Raw genomic sequence first — 15,590 nt, 5'->3', positions numbered from 1 at the left:
GGCGTGGGTTTTGTCGGGGAGGGGCGCGTCCGTCACGCGTGGGCGTCAGCGGGTGAGGAGGGCGTCCGCCACGCGGCGTATGCGCTCGCGCAGGTCCGGCGCGTCCGGGCCGCGCGTCAGCAGGAGTTGATGCGCCGCCCCGACCAGGGCGAGCGCGATCGAGGCGGTGTCGGCGCCGGCGGGGATGCGGCCGAGTCGTTGCTCGGCCTCCAGGTAGTCGGCGATCACGCGCTCGTTCGCATCCAGCTCCAGCGCGCCCTCGCCGTGCGTGCCCAGCTTGCTCACTATGGACGGCCTGGCCAAGGCGAGCCCGCCCAGCGCGAGCAGGTTGCCGGCGAGCAGCGGCTCGATGGTCGCCATCACGTTGTCCACCACGGTCCCCGATCCGGCGTGGGCGGCCAGTTCTCGGAGGCGTACGTTCGCCGCCTGCGCCCGGTCGACGAAGAGCGCGGCCAGGAAGCTGTCCAGGTCGCCGAAGTGGTTGTGGAGCAGCCCGGCGGCGACCCCGGCCTCCAGGGTGATCGCCCGGCTGGTCATCCCGGAGGGTCCCTCGCGCAGCAGGACCTGCTCGGCGGCGTCGAAGAGCTGCTGCCGTACTTCGGGGATGGTGACGCCGCGCGGTGACATGGCTCCGGAGTTTACCGGCCTTGCCAGAATGAACGCTCGCTCATACTGTATGAGCGAGTGTTCATTCTGGGGAGGGATATGGAGACGCGGGAGTTCGTGTGGACGCGGGGGCATGTGGTGGCCTTGGTCGCGTTGTGCTTGGCACAAGTGCTGGACGCCGTCGACAGCACGGTGGTGAACGTGGCGTTACCCGCCATCAAGGATGAGCTGGCCTTCTCGGCGGCTGATCTGTCCTGGGTGGTGAACGCGTACATGGTGCCTTTTGGAGGTTTTCTGTTGCTCGGCGGGAGGCTGGGCGATCTGCTCGGCCACCGGCGGGTCCTGGTGGGCGGCATCACGCTGTTCACCGGGGCGTCGCTGGTGGCCGGACTGGCGCCGAGCGCCGGCGTGCTGGTCGGGGGCCGGGCCGTTCAGGGGCTGGCGGCCGCGCTGGTCGCGCCGATGACCCTGGCCATGATCACCTTGATCTTCCCCGAGGGGCGGCCGCGCAGCCGCGCCCTGGCGGTGTGGGGGACGGCCACGGCGGTGAGCAGCGCGCTGGGGCTGGTCGCGGGCGGGCTGCTCGCCGACGGGCCGGGCTGGCGGTGGATCTTCTTCATCAACGTGCCGATCGGCGTGCTGCTGGTGGTGGTGGCGGGCCGTGTTCTGCCCACGCGTCGCGAGCCGCAGCCGGGGCGGGGGTTCGATGCCGTGGGGGCGGTGACCGTCACCGTGGGGGTCGGGCTACTGATCTACGCGGTGCTGCGCGCGGAATGGGGGCTCCTGCTCGTCGGGGCGGCGCTGCTGGGCTACTTCGCCGTCCACGAGAACGCCGTCGCGCGGCGGCCGCTCGTCGATTTCGGGTTGTTCCGTATCCGCTCCGTGGCAGGGGCCAACCTGATCCAAGTGGTACGGGCCAGTGCGTTGTTCGGCCTGTTCTACCTGGCCACCTTGTTCATGCAGGAGGTGCTCGGCTTTTCGGCGCTGGTGACGGGTCTGGCGTACGTGCCGCTGACCGTCGTCATGGTCGGTGCCTCGTGGCTCGGCCCGTTGCTGGTCCGTCGCCTGGGCGCGCGGCCGGTCCTGGCGTTCGGCGCGCTGGTCGTCGCCGCTGGCCTGCTGCCGCTGGCCTGGATCTCGCCGGATGCCGGGCTGCTCGTGAGCCTGATCGTGCCCATGGTGGTCGTGGGCGCCGGACACGGGATCATGGTCGTGCCGCTCACCGATGCCGCGCTGTCCGGCGTGCCGTCGTCCGCGAGCGGTGTGGCCGCCGCGGTGCTCAACGTCAGTGCTCAGCTCGGCGGCGCGCTCGGGCTGGCGGTCCTGGCGACCGCGGCCGCCGCCCGTACCGATGATCGGCTCGAGGCGGGTACGCCGCTGAGCACGGCGCTCACCGACGGGTACGGCCTCGCCTTCGTCATGTCCGCTGTCCTGATGGCGCTGTGTGCCGCCCTCGCGATCACGTTCTTCCACGGCGGAAAGGATCCAGCGGTATGAAAGGGGCCGAGCGTTCAGTGGCCGTGGTGGTACTGGTGCATCACCGCATGGCCCTTGCCCCGGCCGATCAGCCACTTGTTCACCGGCGTCGTCAGCAGGAAGGCCACCAGCAATGATCCGGCCAGCGCCACCCAGAACAGCCAATTGGCCAGGCCCGCGTCCATGGCGCCGGGCACGATCAGCATCACCGCGTTGTCCAGGACCTCCATCACCGCGATGGAGACGGTGTCGGCGGCCAGCGCGACCTTCAGCGCCGTTCGGAAGTCGACTCCGGCACGCAGCACGCCGCGCATGGTCAGCGCGTAGCCGAACACGAACGCCAGCGCCACGGACAGCACCACTGTGGTGAGGTTGGACAGGCCGGCGGCGGTGCCGATGACCATGCCCAGCACCTCGCCGATCGCGCAGCCCGTCAGGCAGTGCAGGGTCGCCTGCGCGGCCATGCCCCAAGTGGCGGCGGGCGGGGTGGACGGCTGGTGCTCAGTGTGGGTCTGTTCGGGGCTCTCGTGGTGGTGACTGCTGTGGCTCATGATGATCCTCCGTAGTGGCAACGCGCATTCCTCGCACGGCACAGAGTCTACTAGGGGAGATCGTAGATCAAAGAATGAAGAGCGAATGGCAGTGATGGGCGAGGAAGGAGCTGACGCCGGGCACCAGTGCCACCATCGCGGGCCCGCCCAGCAGTACGGCGACCGCCGCCAGCCCGGCCAGGCGTTCTCGGCGGCGGAGCGGCGCCTCGGGGTTGAGCATGCGGCGTACCCGGGTGAGTGCCGTCTCGCCGCCCGCGCCCAGCGTGAAGGCGGGCGCTCGGCCGGTGGCCAGGCGGACCAGCGCGGCGGCGATCTGCGCGCGGGGGTGGCGGCGGGCGGCGACGTCGTCGGCCAGTAGCTCGATCAGCCGGGTGATCTCCGTCCTGGCCCGCTCGAACAGCGGGACGCCGGGAAACGCCCTGGCCAGGGCTTCGGCGGCGGCCAGCACGAGGTGATGGCGGCCGCGGAGATGCGCACGCTCGTGCTCCAGGACCGCGGTGACCTGCTCGGGCGCCAGGGTGTGCAGCGCACCCGTGGTGATGACCATCTTGGCGCGCCTGCCGGGCACGCAGTACGCCAGTCGCTCGTCGTAGTCGATCACCACCGCGCCCAGGTCATTGTCATGCCGGCCCAGGAGGTCGAGCATGGCCGCGTGCTCACGACGTTCGACATGGGCTCTGAGCAGCACCGCCGCGCCACAGTAGGCGGCCCTGGCCAGGAGCAGGGCGGCCGCCGACAGCCCCACGGCGCTCGTCCACGTCAGGCCGGAACCGTCGCTCAGCATGTCGGCGCAGATCGCGAACAGCTCCGCCAAGCCGTGCCCGACGACGTCCGCGGGCACGGCGAAGGCCAGCGCGGCCAGCACCGCCGAGGCGACCACCGACACGCCGGCCGCCTGCCACAACACGATCGCCAGCCGCGGCGCCCGCTCGGCCCAGCGCGCCGCCCGCCGCCCCAGCTCGGGCAGCCAGATGGCGGCGACGATCGTGTAGAGCACCAGGACGATGGCGGCGATCATGCCGGCCTTCCGCGGGGCGGGAACACCTGCAACGCCGCCTCCAGCGCCGCGGCCTCCTCTGGCGTGAGCTGCTCCAGGAAGTGCACGAGCGTGGCGGCCTGGTTGCCGCTGCCCGCCAGCGCGCTGCGCATCAGGCCGGCGGTATAGGCCTCCTTCGACGCCACCGTCTCGTAGACGTAGGCCCGGCCGACGGGCCGGCGCTTGAGCAGGCCCTTGGTGTGCAGGTTGTCCATCACGGTCATCACCGTGGTGTACGCGATCACCCGCTCCTGACGCAGACCCTCCAGCACGTCGCGTACGGAAGCCGGTCGGCGCCGCGCCCACAACCAATCCATGATCGTGGATTCGAGCTCACCCAGGCCTCGTATCATGCACTGATCCTACCGGCGATCGTAGTCATACCGCTCGCCGGCGCTAGCGAGTCTCGGTCGCGCCGAAGGCGAGCCACCCCAGGTCGCCGAAGCCCGCCGCCTCGGCGACCGCGGCGGAGGCGTGGTTCGCGGGATCATGCATGTAGGTGGGGACCGCGCCTTCGTCCAGCACCCGCCGGGCTGCCTGGGCGACGAGCCTGCGCGCCAGGCCACGGCCGCGTGCTTGGGGGGCGGTCACGACGGCGAGTTCGTGCCCGTGGGCGTCGTGTCGTTTGATCCCCACCCCCGCCAGGTGTTCTCCGGTTGCCGGATCGGTGGCGATCAGGACGTCCCCGCCAAAAGGCCGCAGCCAGTCGGGGGTCTCCGGGGAATCTGCGGGCACCCAGACGCCTGCGTCAGGGAAAGGCGGTGGGTGTGTGGTCCACCGATAGACGGCGGTGAACCAGCCGCGCTCGGGAAAGCCGACCAGGCCGGGGATCCGTGGTCCCAATGCGGTGAGGTCCTTGTCGTCCTTGGCGTACTGCTCGGCCACGGTCGCGGCGTGCTCGGCCGGGACCGACAACACGCCGCCCTCCGGGCTTGCGACTCCCATGACCGGGTGGATCTTGCCGTCCCATCCTGGGCTGGTGCGCTTGGGCGTGCCGATGATGTCCAGCCCGCTCGTGGCAGGCCGGCCGCCAAGCCAGCAGGACAGGTGCTCCATGAGCCGTCGTTCCATCGCCTTCCCCTTCATACATTAGGGGGGTAGGGTATCCGAGAATCTTTAGGAGGACATATGCGACGGTTGGCCCCCCTCGATCCCGCTGAGGCGCCGGAAAAATCCAGAGAGCTGCTGAACGACATCATCAGCAGGAGGGGCGGCGTGGGCGACATGGTCGCCACCATGGCCCACTCACCCGCGCTGCTGCAGGGATACCTGGACCTCTCGCGAGCCATGAAGCGCGTCAAGCTGCCGCGCGCGCTCAGCGAGAAGATCTCGCTCGCCGTACAGGAATGGATCGGCTGCGGCCACTGCCTTCAGGCGCATGCCGAGGGCGGGCGTGCGGCGGGGCTCAGCGAGAGCGACATCGCGCTGGCCCGGCAGGGCACGTCCACCGACGCCAGGGAGGCGGCGCTCATCGCCCTGGCCGTACGCGTGCTGGCCGAGCCGTCGGCCATCACGGATGAGGACGTCGCGGAGGTGCGGGCGCATGGCTGGAGCGATCGGATCGTGGCGGAGATCGTGGGCGTCGTCGCCCTCAATCTCCTGACCGGCGCTTTCAACCTCCTGGTGGGCTTGGAGCCGGCAGAAGAGACCGCGTAGCTCGCCTGACGGTGAGGCCGGGCTCGCAGCCGCTTGGCGGACCGGGGCGGCATGGCGGCCTCCTACAGTGGGTGTTTGTGCTTTATGGAAGATCTGTGGAGATCAGCGCACTCGACGAGGTGATCGCGCGGGCCCGTGATGGCGTCGGGAGTGCGGTGGTGTTGCGCGGCAAGGCGGGGGCGGGCAAGACCGCCCTGCTTGACGCGGCGGCCGCGCGCGGTGGCGGGATGCGGGTGTTGCGGACCACTGGCGTTGAGTCGGAGTCCGACCTCGCGTTCGCGGCGCTGCACCAGGTTCTGTGGCCGGTGACCGGCTCGCTGGACGCGCTGCCCGAGCCGCAGCGCGTGGCTGTGAGCGCGGCTCTGGGGCTTGCCGCGGGCAGTGTCGGCGATCGGTTCCTGGTGGGGGCCGGCGTGCTCTCGCTGCTGGCCGAGGCCGCCGAGCCGGACGGGCTGATCTGCGTGGTCGACGACTTCCAGTGGGTGGACCGGGCGTCGGCCGACGCGCTGCTGTTCGCCGCCAGGCGGTTGGGGACGGAACGGATCGCGATGTTGTTCGCCGTGCGCGGGGACGCCGCTGTCAAGGGTGTGCCGCTGACGATGGACGTGCGCGGCCTGTCCGAGTCCGCCGCGGCCGAGTTGCTGGAGTCCCGCTGTGGTGTGCTGCCCGCCCAGGTGGCACGCGAGCTTGTCACGTTGACCCGCGCGAACCCGCTCGCCCTGGGCGAGGTCGCCGCTCGCCTGACGCGCGCGCAGCTCGCCGGGCGCGAACCGCTGCCCGACCCGCTGCCCGGTGGTGCCCGCCTTTTCGGTGATCAGGTGGCCGCGCTGTCCGCCCCCGCCCGGCTGGTCGCCCTGGCCGCCGCCGTCGAGGCCGACCTCGACCTGGTCCTGCGCGCCACCGACCGGCTGTTCGCCGAGCAGGCGATACGGCCCGGTACGAGCACGCGGGTGGCGTTGGCCGAGCTGGAGGAGTCCGGACTGGCCGGGGTGTCGGGCACGAGCGTGCGTTTCCGTCATCCGCTCATCCGATCCGCCGTGTACGAGGCGGCCGCCCCCGCCGACGTCCGCCGCGTGCACGCCGTTCTCGCGGAGCTGGCCTCGGATGACCGCCGCGCCTGGCACCTGGCCGAAGCGGCCCTGGGCCAGGACGAGCAGGTCGCCGCCGCGCTGGTGGCCGCCGCGGAGCGGGCGCGTGACCGTGGCGGGTACGGCGCCGCCGCCACCGCCCTGGCCAGGGCCGCCGAGTTGACCCCCGAGCCGCGCGCCCGTGCCGTCCGCCTGAAGGACGCCGCCGTCGCGGCCTGGCTCGGCGGCCGCCCGGGACAGGCGGAGTCGCTGCTGGCCGAGGCGCGCGAACGGGCCGACGGGGACGCCATGCTCGCCATGGAGATCGCCCAGCTCCGGGGCCGGTTCGAGCTGAACTCGGGCAACGCCGCCGAAGCCGTACGGATCCTGGCGGCGGGTGAGAGCCTGGACATGCTGGCCGATGCCGTGGAGGCGGCCTCGTACGTCGGCGACACGGCGGCCATCGCCGAGCTCGGCCGGCGGGCCGCGGCGCATCCTGAGGGCTTCCTGCGGGACACGGTGGCCGGGATCGGCCTGACGCTGGACGGCGACGCCGCCGGGCCGGGCCTGCTGCGGCGGGCGCTGGCCCGGGTCGGTGAGCTGGAGGACGCGGCGGAGTACCTGTGGGCGGCGGCCGCGGCCAGCTACCTGGGCGAGGGAGACCTGGCCGCCGAGATGGCCGGTCGGGCCGGGCGGGTGGCCAGAGTGTCGGGGATGAGCGGCCAGCTGCCGGTCGTGCTGGAGTTCGTGGCGACGGCCGAGCGGATCGCGGGGCGGCTGGCGCGCAGCCAGGCCGTCTCCGAGGAGGGCCTGGAGCTGGCTCGTGAGGCCGGGTACGAGAACACGGTGGCCGCGCACCTGGCCAACCTGGCGGTGGTGGCGGCGCTGCGGGGCGAGGAGGAGCCCTGCGAGCGGCAGGCCCGCGAGGCGCTGGCCATCGCTGTTCCGCACCGGGTCGGGTTGCGCGCGGGCGTCGCGTCGTACGCGCTGGCGCTGCTCGACCTGTGCCTGGGCCGGTTCGCGGCGGCGCACGACCGGTTCGCGGCCATCACCGCGGCAGGGCCGGGCGCCGGGCATCCGACCGTGGTGTGGCGGACGGCCCCGGACCGCGTCGAGGCCGCCGTGGGCGCGGGCGACGAGGCGCGCGCCCGGGCGGTGCTGGCCGCGTACGAGCAGTGGTCGACACACGCCGCTACGGCCGAGTCGCACGCCCTGCTGGCCCGTTGCCGGGGCCTGGTCGAGTCGTCCGAGGACGCCTTCGGCGAGGCGCTGCGGCTGCACACCAACCCGTTCGAGGCGGCCAGGACTGCTCTGCTGCTGGGTGAGCGCCTGCGCCGGACGCAGCGGCCGGGCGAGGCGCGGGCGCATCTGCGGACGGCGTGGGAGACCTTCGAACGGGCGGGCGCCCGGCCGTGGGCGCGGCGCGCGCAGGAGGAGTTGCGGGCGGCGGGGGAGAGCGGGCAGGCCCCGCCCGCGGCCGTGTTCGACGCGCTGACCCCGCAGGAGCTGCGTATCGCGGGCCTGGTCGCCGATGGGTTGTCGAGCAAGCAGATCGCCGCCCAGCTCTTCCTGAGCCCGCGCACGGTCGAGTATCACCTGTACAAGATCTATCCGAAGCTGGGCATCGGCTCCCGTACGGATCTGGCGCGGCTGGTAGTTCTGCAGAAGGCGCCCGTAGGCGGCGGCATGCAGTGAGGCAGGCGGCAGTCCTGGGCCTATGCCAGCGGAATGGACCTCCCCTGATCACCGGCCTGGCGTGGGCCGAAGATGCGGCGCTCCTCGGCGGTGATCCGGAGGTCGTTGATGCTCGCCTCGCGCCGTCGCATCAGCCCATCGGCGTCGAACTCCCAGAGCTCGTTGCCATAGCTGCGCCACCATCGCCCGTCGACGTCGTGGCACTCGTACTGGAAACGGACGGCGATCCGGTCGCCGGTGAACGCCCAGAGGTCCTTGCGGAGCGCGTAGTCGAGTTCCTTGGCCCACTTGCGGGTCAGGAACGCGATGATCTCCGCTCGGCCGGTGACGAACTCGTCGCGATTGCGCCAGGTCGAGTCCGGCGTGTAGGCGAGTGCCACGCGCTCCGGATCGCGGGTGTTCCAGGCGTCCTCAGCGGCCTGCACCTTGGCGTGCGCGGTCTCGGCGGTGAAGGGCGGGAAGGGTGGACGGGTCATTTGTGCTCCTTGGTCAGCAGGTCACGGTAGGTGGGTGTTCCAGTGCCCTACCCCGATCAGCTACCCGAGTCAGTTCCCGTCCAGGTAGATCGCCTGTACGGGGCAGGCGCGGGCCGCCTCCTCGATGGCGGGCCCATGGGCGTCGGCGGGCATGGCGTCGTACACCAGCTCGTCATCGTTGCTGAGGGCGAAGACCTCCGGGGCGGCGAACACGCACTGGGCGTGGGTCTGGCACAGGGCCATGTCGACACGGACGCGCATGGGTCTCTTTCAGATGCGGGACGTTCAGGCGGGATTGAACCTGGAGTACTTGTCGAAGGACCATCGCTGGGGGAGGCCCCCGGCGATCTGGATGACTCTTTCGACGTCGAAGTCGATCAGCCGTTGCGCGCCGGGCACCGCGGCCGCCCGCTCCTGGTCCCAGTCGACGCGGGCGCGGCCGGTCAGGTGCAGGGTGTGACCGTTCTCCCAGTCCAGGAACAGCAGCCCGCAGCGCGGCTCGAGCTCAAGGTTGCCCAACGTCATGTACATCGAGTTGCCGACGTAGTCGGGCCAGGTCAGCCGGCGGCTTCCGGTCACTGCGACGAAGCCGGGGTTGCCGCCGCGGTGTGAGGCGTCGGCCCCGAGCCCCGCCGCATAAGTGCCGATGAAGAACGTGTCGGCCGCGGCGATCCACTGCTGTTGACCGGTGGTGAGCTCGCCGGTGACGAATGCTGTCCTGCGTGCGGAGGGTGAGTCGTCGATGTAGGCGCGGGTTTGAAGGTATTTCGGGCAGTTGGAGTACACCTGTTCGGTGCGTACCAGGAGCTGATCTCCGTGCCGGCGGGCGCGGCCGTTGACCCGCATCCGTCTTCGGGTGGCCGGCTCGATCATGAGCATGCCCACCGGCCGCTCGGTGTCGAAGAGGTCCGCCAGCGGATCGCCGGTGCCGGGAAGCCGGTCGGCGATGACGGTACGGTCGTCGGGGGCGGTGGCGAAGCCGGGCGGGCCGGTGAGCACGCCGGCCCAGGCCGCGCCGGTGTCGTCGGCGGCCGCGAGCACCATCAGGCGCTGCCGGCTGAGGAACTCCGCCGCCACTGACGGGATGGTCGCCCGCACGCCGGCTGATCCCAAGCCGTCGGTGCTCAGACCGGCGCGGCGCTGTACTGCGTGTTCGCCTTGGTGAAGCATGAGGGATCCCTTTCCGGCGCGGGCGCCTCTGTTAGAAGAAGCCGCAGGTCGGTGCGCCCGGCGTGGGCGCGGGCGCGGTGTCGGCGCCGCTCAGCGCATAGATCTCCAGGCGGATGCCGTCCGGGTCGGCGAAGAAGACACCTCCGGACGACGAGCCCTCGCCGTGCGGGACGATCCCGTCATAGGCCGGCTGTACGCCGAGCTCCCGCAAGGTGGCCTCGGCGCGACGAACCGCCTCGATGTCGGGCGCCTGGAACGACAGGTGGTGCAGGCCGGGCTGGTCGGTGGCGAACGTACCGCCGCTCTGCTGCCACAACGTGACCAGCAGGGTGCCGTCGCGGCCGAGGAGGGCGAATCTGCGGTCGCCGTCGGTCCGCTCGCTCATGACCTCGAAGTCGAAGACCTGGCGGTAGAAGGCGATGGAACGCGGCAAGTCGGTCACGTTCAGGCCGACGTGCCCGGTTTGCAGGGCCAGTGTGCTCATACGGGATCTCCAGTGTGAAGGTGTCGTTCTCACGGTTCACCGCTCGGCGAACCATTAGAATATGGCGCGTGGTTTGTAACGGTGTCAAGCTGGAGATAGCGTTAGAAGAGTGGAAGTGGCACACCTCGCGGATGGCGGCGCTCCGTTTCTCGGTGGACCGCCGTCCATCGAACTCGGCAACACCACGTACGCGGTGAGAGGCCGCCGCAAGGATGGCCTGCGGAGCGTCGAGCATCTGGCGGCCTGGCTGCGCGACATGCGCCCACGCCTCGCGGTCGCACTCACCGATGCCGACATTCAGGGTGTCACCGACGGTGATCTGCGCCTCGCCAGAGAGCTCCGAGACGCTGTCCGAGCCCTCGCCGCCGCGGCCGTGAACGACCGTGAACCCGAGCCGGACGTCGTCGCGACCCTCAATCGTCACGCGGGGCTGACCCCGCGCTGGCGCGAGTTGCGCACCACCCCTGAGCCGCACACGACGGTGCGCGCCGCGGGCCGTCCCGTAGCGGCTGCCCTCGCCGCACTGGCCGAAGACGCCATCGACCTGTTCGCCGGGCCACTGCGTGAGCAGTTGTCCGCCTGTCATGGTCCGGGCTGCGTGCTGTACTTCGTCCGCGACACCGCACGGCGTGAGTGGTGCTCACCCGGTTGTGGCAACCGGGCGCGAGCCGCCCGTCACTACGCCAAGGTGCGGCAGGGGGCCGAGGGCTGAGGGCTGAGGGTCATGACCCTGGGCGCATAGTCGGCCTGGCGTCGATCGAGAAGCCCAACCCGCCACCTGCCTCGACGTCCCGCCCGTTCTGCGATTAACTTGAACACCGATGTTCGAGTTAGTGGTTTACTGGAGGGGCCGTGTCCGTTGCCGAAAGCAGTGGTCGATCCATGCCGGACGGTGCGGCCGGAGTGGTCGTGGAGACGGCCTTGGCCCGCTTTCACTACGCGCGAGCCGGAAACGGTCCGCCTGTCCTCCTGCTGCCGGGAGCCGGCGGCTGGCGGTTCACCTTCCAGGACCTGATCCCGGTCCTCTCCCAGCGCCACACCGTCTATGCCCTGGACCCGCCCGGGCAGGGCGCCACAGAGATCCTCGACCGCGGTCTCTCCCTGGGGGTGGATGGAGTGGTGCGCCTCATCGGGGACTTTCTCGATGCGGTCGGCCTCGGGCGTACGGCGATCGTCGGTCATTCCTGGGGCGGCGGCTTCGCCCTGCGCTTCGCCGAACTCCACCCGGACACCGTGACCCGCCTGGCCCTGATCGCTCCCGGCGGCCTGGACGTCAAGGACGCGTGGGAATTCCGCCTCGCCCGGCTCCCGGTCGTCGGCGAACTGGTCCTTCGCCGGTTGCTGCGGCCCTCGATCCGGCACATGCTGATCAAATCCTTCGCCCATCGAGACCGTGTTCCCGAAGACCGGATCGACGACCTCGTACGCACGATGCGATCGTCCCGGCTCGACGACGTCCTGCGGGTGGAACGCTCGGTGAGCTGGGCGGCCACCGAAAGGGACCTCCACCTGGTACGAGCTCCCGTCCTGCTGCTGTGGGGCGACCGGGACCGCTACTTCCCGGCGAGCCTTGCCAGGCGGTTCGTCACACGCCTGCCCCAGGCCGAAGTCCGCACCGTGCCGGGCGGCGGACACTCACTCCACGACGACTGCCCCGAGGAGACCCGCGGACTGCTCGTCCGATTCCTGGCGGGTACGACCGCAGACGCCGCTGGGCCGGGCCGTTGAGGTGCTCGTGACGTAGGGAGTGTTCGACGTAGAGAGTGCTCACAGTGCTTGTTCTACGGCGTCCTGCCCCCTCAACTGCTCGGCGAGTTGGGCGATGTCGTCGGCATCGACCGTCTGGTAGAGGCCGTGATCCACCTCGTACGGCGATAGGTGTCGGCCGTTTCGAGTTGCCCAGAGGCGTCCTGCGGAACTGCGCCAAATGCGCCAACCAGGAAAAGTCTCCTGGAGGTCTTCGAGAATTACCGGCGTGAACATGTGGTCAGCGTGCTTACTGAAGAGCGACGAACCAACCGCGTTATTTAGACGTCCAGGACGTTATGGCGTTACGCTCAAAACGTCCCTGGCGTCCTCCACCCCAAGGTGTCCCGTGGCTAACGTCGCCCTACACAGCGCCATGCTGAACGCCCAGGTCACGAACCAGAATTTGGCCGACCGGTGTGGCGTGGACGTCAAGACGGTGGAACGCTGGCTGCAGGACGAGACTCGTGTCCCGCACCTGCGGCACCAGTGGGCCGCCGCAGAGGCACTAGGAGTTGAGACAGCCGTGCTATGGCCAGACGCAATTCGCAATGCGGTTAAAATGGGGCCGGACAAGGAAGTCTTGACCACTTATCCGTATCGTTCGGCATGCCCGACATCAATTTGGCGCGACCTCATCAACTCTGCGCGAAATGAGATCGTGTTCGCCGGTTACACGAACTACTTCCTCTGGCTGGAACACCCGAACCTGGCAAAGGTCCTCAAACGGAAGGCTCAGCAGGGCTGCAAGATCCGGTTTCTCGTCGGCGACCCGGAGAGCGACGTCACGCGCAGCCGTGAGGAAGTGGAGAACGTCCCGTTGACCGTCTCCACGCGTATCCGGATCACGCTGTCGGAGATCAAGCAGCTGCGCGACGTTCCCGGGATCGAGGCGCGGTACGGGGACGCGCACATCGCCATGAGCGTGTTCCGGTTCGACTCGGACATGCTCGTCACGCCTCATCTGGCCAAGCTGGTCGGGCATGACTCGCCCATGCTGCACCTGAGGCGGTGCCAGGACGACGGCCTGTTCGACCGGTTCGCCTACCATGCCGCCGAGCTGTGGAGCAACGGCCGTGACATGTGGCAGCAGCCCCAGCCCACGGCCCAGATTCTGGGCGACTGACGGAGTGACGATCGGCCCGGACGGTGCCTCGCCGCTCCCGTACGGGGCCGCAGGTCGTCGGCGTGCGGTCAGTGGGTGTCGAGCCAGCCGAGCCGGGCCGCTCGGACGCCTGCTTGGAAGCGGCTGCCCGCGCCCAGCAGCACCGTCAGCTCGCCCACCACGCGGGTGACGGTACGGGTGGAGACGCCCATGCTGCGGGCGATGGCGGAGTCCTTCACGCCGGCGGCCAGCATGCGCAGCACCGCCTGCTGCTGTTCGGTGAGTGAGGAGCCGTCGGCGGAGCGGGGCACGTCCTCGGGCTCGGAGGCGGTCGTCCAGCAGTAGTCGTAGATCGCCGCGAGGGATTTCACCACGCCGGCGCCTCGGATCAGGACAGTGCCGGCGTTCAGGTCTGCAGGGTCGGTCTGGACGACGGCGGTCGTACGGTCGTAGATGACCATGCGTGTGGGGATCACCGGGGTGACCCGTATCTCAATGCCCAGCTCCCGCCACCGCACCGTGTACTCGCGGATCAGCGGGTTCGACATGGCGATCTGGGCGTGCAGACTCCGCACCCGTACGCCGTTGCGGATGTTCGCCTCGCTGCGCGCCAGGCCCGCGTCGAGAGATTCACGCGTCCAGACAGCGATCGGGTGCATGCCGAGCACCTCGTGTTCGGCCAGTTCGGACAGCTCGCTGAGCCGGTCGTGGAGTTGCCGGCGGTGGTCGGGCCATGGGAAATACTCAATGTTGGCGTGGTTGTCCGTCCGCTCGGGCAGGCCGAGGTAGTGCTTGGCCAGTTTGGCGATCTTGACGTGCTGCTCGACGAGGTCGTCGAGCATGCGATGGCTGCCTTGCAGGCTGCGATTGAGCGCGGCGGTCAGGTCGGCGGCGGCCTGTGTCTCCGGGTTCAGCAGGTGGAGCCGGGTGAGCTCGTCGCGGGCCCGGTCGATGTCCGCCGCTGTCAGGCTCAGCTTCGCCGCGGCCTCGGAAAGCGACTCGCCTCCCTGGCGCATGCGGGCGTACAGAGAGCGCGCAACGTCGTCGTCCCCGGAAAATGCCCCGCTGCCCACCCGGCTCCCTCCGTGTTGGATCAATCCTGCACATTGGCATATCAGCCCCTTTGTCGGCAAAGAGTTTCTTATTTCCGCCATGTCCTACTTCGGAATCTCTCGCACCCTCCACAAGCACCCTGGTCTGCAGCACGATCGGGGAGTGAGGCGAAACATCATCGCCGCGAACGAGGAGGAATCCCATTGATCACCGTTGCGTACAGCCTTGTCGCCTATCGTGTCGCCGGCCTGACGCCGGAGACGTGCGCGCACTGCCTTGGCGCCGTCAAGGCGGAGCTCATCCAGGTGCCGGGAGTTGTGGGGGTGGACGTCGATCCGGCGCAATCTCGGGTGAGCATCCTGACCGACGGTCCCGTGAACGAGCTGGAGGTGCGGGCCGCCATGGAAGCGGCCGGTTGCGACGTCGTGGCAACGTGATGTGCTGCGTGGATTGTCACCACGCAGACGTGTGGCGGCTCGAGGCCATGCTGCGCGACGCGCTCGCCGCCGCCGGCCGGGCCGGTCAGGTTCGCGACGACGTGCCGACGGACGAGCTGGTCATGTTCTGCCTGTATGCGCTGGAGGCGGCGACCGAACTGCCCTCGGAGGTTGCCGCCCAGCGGCCTTTCGAGATCGGATCCTGGTGAGCGACCGCTCTGTCGCTCCAAGTGGACAAGGTGAATCTGGTATATGCACTATGTATCGCAAAACGCGCAGAGCTGATGAGGAGTCCACAGCGCATGAGCACTCTCGAAGTCCCAGGGGGCCGCCTCTACTACGAGACCCATGGCAGCGGCCCCGTGATGGTCCTGATCACGGGAGCGCCCGGAGTGGCCGACGTCTACCGGGCGTGCAGGAGGACCTTGATGGCGCGGCGTTCGTCCATGGCCTGGTAAGCCTCGGCGGCCTGTTCGAGCGGTAGTTCGAGGTCGAAGACCTTGCCGGGGTCGATCTGGCGGTCCAAGATCAGGTCGACGAACTCGGGCAGATACTGACGGACCGGGGCCGGCCCGCCGTGCAGGTGCACATGGGAGAAGAACAGCTCCTCTCCGGGCAGCGCGACGTCGTGGGCGACGCCCACGTAGCCGACGTGGCCGCCGGGGCGGGTGGAGCGGATGGCCTGCATCATCGACTCCTGGGTGCCGACGGCCTCGATGACCGAGTGGGCGCCGAGGCCGCCGGTGAGTTCCTTGATCATCGCTACGCCCTCGTCGCCGTGTTCGGTGACGATGTCCGTCGCGCCGAAGTCGCGGGCGAGCCGCTGGCGGGACTCGTGGCGGCTCATCGCGATGATCCGCTCCGCGCCGAGCTGCTTGGCGGCCAGCACCGCGAGCAGTCCGACCGCGCCGTCGCCGACGACCACGACCGTCTTGCCAGGGGCGGCCTGCGCGGCGATCGCGCCGAACCAGCCGGTGCCCAGCACATCGGACGCGGCCAGGAGGCTGGCGCTGCGCCTGCTCGCGTCCTGGG

Annotated in this window: 20 protein-coding genes and 1 pseudogene; 9 read left to right on the top strand and 12 right to left on the bottom strand. The window is 69.9% G+C overall.

The genetic code is table 11. The features are described from left to right. Window positions 1–45 precede the first annotated feature (45 nt). A complete protein-coding gene (locus tag AB0B64_RS28130; RefSeq protein ID WP_357945886.1) occupies window positions 46–627 on the bottom strand; it encodes a TetR family transcriptional regulator in 582 nt (193 codons plus the stop codon). 78 nt (window positions 628–705) lie between these two features. Here AB0B64_RS28130 and AB0B64_RS28125 point away from each other — a divergent pair, with 78 nt between their 5' ends. Further along, complete coding sequence (locus AB0B64_RS28125) at window positions 706–2,103, top strand: MFS transporter (protein ID WP_357945889.1); 1,398 nt, start codon at window positions 706–708, stop codon at window positions 2,101–2,103. 14 nt (window positions 2,104–2,117) lie between these two features. On the opposite strand, the gene AB0B64_RS28120 is transcribed toward AB0B64_RS28125, so the two are convergent. The 4 genes from AB0B64_RS28120 to AB0B64_RS28105 form a co-directional block, all read right to left on the bottom strand. Beyond that, on the bottom strand, window positions 2,118–2,633 hold the full coding sequence (locus AB0B64_RS28120; RefSeq protein ID WP_357945892.1) for a DUF4396 domain-containing protein: 516 nt from the start codon (window positions 2,631–2,633) through the stop codon (window positions 2,118–2,120). 67 nt (window positions 2,634–2,700) lie between these two features. Next, window positions 2,701–3,651 carry a M56 family metallopeptidase gene (locus AB0B64_RS28115; RefSeq protein WP_357945895.1) on the bottom strand — a complete coding sequence of 317 codons (951 nt, stop codon included), beginning with the start codon at window positions 3,649–3,651 and terminating at the stop codon, window positions 2,701–2,703. Beyond that, window positions 3,648–4,022 carry a BlaI/MecI/CopY family transcriptional regulator gene (locus AB0B64_RS28110; protein ID WP_357945898.1) on the bottom strand — a complete coding sequence of 125 codons (375 nt, stop codon included), beginning with the start codon at window positions 4,020–4,022 and terminating at the stop codon, window positions 3,648–3,650. The genes AB0B64_RS28115 and AB0B64_RS28110 overlap by 4 nt, the downstream gene beginning before the upstream one ends. 43 nt (window positions 4,023–4,065) lie before the next feature. Beyond that, window positions 4,066–4,740, bottom strand: coding sequence for a GNAT family N-acetyltransferase (locus tag AB0B64_RS28105; protein WP_357945901.1), 675 nt, complete (start codon window positions 4,738–4,740; stop codon window positions 4,066–4,068). 57 nt (window positions 4,741–4,797) lie between these two features. On the opposite strand from AB0B64_RS28105, the gene AB0B64_RS28100 reads away from it, so the two are divergent. After that, on the top strand, window positions 4,798–5,325 hold the full coding sequence (locus AB0B64_RS28100) for a carboxymuconolactone decarboxylase family protein (protein WP_358180802.1): 528 nt from the start codon (window positions 4,798–4,800) through the stop codon (window positions 5,323–5,325). Window positions 5,326–5,396: 71 nt separating this feature from the next. Further along, window positions 5,397–8,087 (top strand): LuxR C-terminal-related transcriptional regulator, encoded by a 2,691-nt coding sequence (locus tag AB0B64_RS28095; RefSeq protein ID WP_358180799.1) that lies wholly within the window; start codon window positions 5,397–5,399, stop codon window positions 8,085–8,087. Between the two features lie 20 nt (window positions 8,088–8,107). Here AB0B64_RS28095 and AB0B64_RS28090 read toward each other — a convergent pair whose 3' ends face one another. The 4 genes from AB0B64_RS28090 to AB0B64_RS28075 form a co-directional block, all read right to left on the bottom strand. Continuing rightward, complete coding sequence (locus AB0B64_RS28090) at window positions 8,108–8,563, bottom strand: nuclear transport factor 2 family protein (protein ID WP_358180796.1); 456 nt, start codon at window positions 8,561–8,563, stop codon at window positions 8,108–8,110. 69 nt (window positions 8,564–8,632) lie between these two features. Further along, window positions 8,633–8,824, bottom strand: coding sequence for a ferredoxin (locus tag AB0B64_RS28085; protein ID WP_357945912.1), 192 nt, complete (start codon window positions 8,822–8,824; stop codon window positions 8,633–8,635). A gap of 24 nt (window positions 8,825–8,848) precedes the next feature. Further along, window positions 8,849–9,733, bottom strand: a complete 885-nt coding sequence (locus AB0B64_RS28080; protein ID WP_358180793.1) for a pyridoxamine 5'-phosphate oxidase family protein — start codon at window positions 9,731–9,733, stop codon at window positions 8,849–8,851. Between the two features lie 31 nt (window positions 9,734–9,764). Further along, complete coding sequence (locus AB0B64_RS28075; protein WP_358180790.1) at window positions 9,765–10,217, bottom strand: VOC family protein; 453 nt, start codon at window positions 10,215–10,217, stop codon at window positions 9,765–9,767. Between the two features lie 109 nt (window positions 10,218–10,326). Between AB0B64_RS28075 and AB0B64_RS28070 the strand changes: the two genes are divergently transcribed. Further along, window positions 10,327–10,929, top strand: coding sequence for a CGNR zinc finger domain-containing protein (locus AB0B64_RS28070; RefSeq protein WP_358180787.1), 603 nt, complete (start codon window positions 10,327–10,329; stop codon window positions 10,927–10,929). A gap of 170 nt (window positions 10,930–11,099) precedes the next feature. Further along, a complete protein-coding gene (locus AB0B64_RS28065) occupies window positions 11,100–11,945 on the top strand; it encodes an alpha/beta hydrolase (protein ID WP_358180784.1) in 846 nt (281 codons plus the stop codon). 39 nt (window positions 11,946–11,984) lie between these two features. Here AB0B64_RS28065 and AB0B64_RS28060 read toward each other — a convergent pair whose 3' ends face one another. Then, the gene (locus AB0B64_RS28060; protein ID WP_358180781.1) at window positions 11,985–12,200 is read right to left on the bottom strand and encodes a hypothetical protein; all 216 of its coding nucleotides are present in this window, start codon (window positions 12,198–12,200) and stop codon (window positions 11,985–11,987) included. Between the two features lie 112 nt (window positions 12,201–12,312). Between AB0B64_RS28060 and AB0B64_RS28055 the strand changes: the two genes are divergently transcribed. Next, window positions 12,313–13,089 carry a hypothetical protein gene (locus tag AB0B64_RS28055; RefSeq protein WP_358180778.1) on the top strand — a complete coding sequence of 259 codons (777 nt, stop codon included), beginning with the start codon at window positions 12,313–12,315 and terminating at the stop codon, window positions 13,087–13,089. A gap of 68 nt (window positions 13,090–13,157) precedes the next feature. Here the strand turns inward: AB0B64_RS28055 and AB0B64_RS28050 are convergent, their stop codons facing one another. Further along, complete coding sequence (locus AB0B64_RS28050) at window positions 13,158–14,084, bottom strand: helix-turn-helix transcriptional regulator (protein ID WP_357945933.1); 927 nt, start codon at window positions 14,082–14,084, stop codon at window positions 13,158–13,160. Between the two features lie 240 nt (window positions 14,085–14,324). Between AB0B64_RS28050 and AB0B64_RS28045 the strand changes: the two genes are divergently transcribed. The 3 genes from AB0B64_RS28045 to AB0B64_RS28035 all read left to right on the top strand — a co-directional run bounded on the left by AB0B64_RS28045 (window position 14,325) and on the right by AB0B64_RS28035 (window position 15,016). Further along, complete coding sequence (locus AB0B64_RS28045) at window positions 14,325–14,558, top strand: cation transporter (protein ID WP_357945936.1); 234 nt, start codon at window positions 14,325–14,327, stop codon at window positions 14,556–14,558. 29 nt (window positions 14,559–14,587) lie between these two features. Beyond that, the gene (locus AB0B64_RS28040; protein WP_357945939.1) at window positions 14,588–14,767 is read left to right on the top strand and encodes a hypothetical protein; all 180 of its coding nucleotides are present in this window, start codon (window positions 14,588–14,590) and stop codon (window positions 14,765–14,767) included. Window positions 14,768–14,860: 93 nt separating this feature from the next. Beyond that, complete coding sequence (locus tag AB0B64_RS28035) at window positions 14,861–15,016, top strand: hypothetical protein (protein ID WP_357945941.1); 156 nt, start codon at window positions 14,861–14,863, stop codon at window positions 15,014–15,016. Here AB0B64_RS28035 and AB0B64_RS28030 read toward each other — a convergent pair. Beyond that, window positions 14,962–15,576: pseudogene (locus tag AB0B64_RS28030) on the bottom strand (zinc-binding dehydrogenase); the annotation flags it as partial. The gene AB0B64_RS28035 and the pseudogene AB0B64_RS28030 sit on opposite strands and share 55 nt — an antisense overlap. Window positions 15,577–15,590: the final 14 nt, after the last annotated feature.

The organism is Nonomuraea sp. NPDC049129 (genome assembly GCF_040648495.1).
Lineage (GTDB): Bacteria > Actinomycetota > Actinomycetes > Streptosporangiales > Streptosporangiaceae > Nonomuraea.
This window is presented reverse-complemented; position numbering and strand designations above follow the sequence as displayed.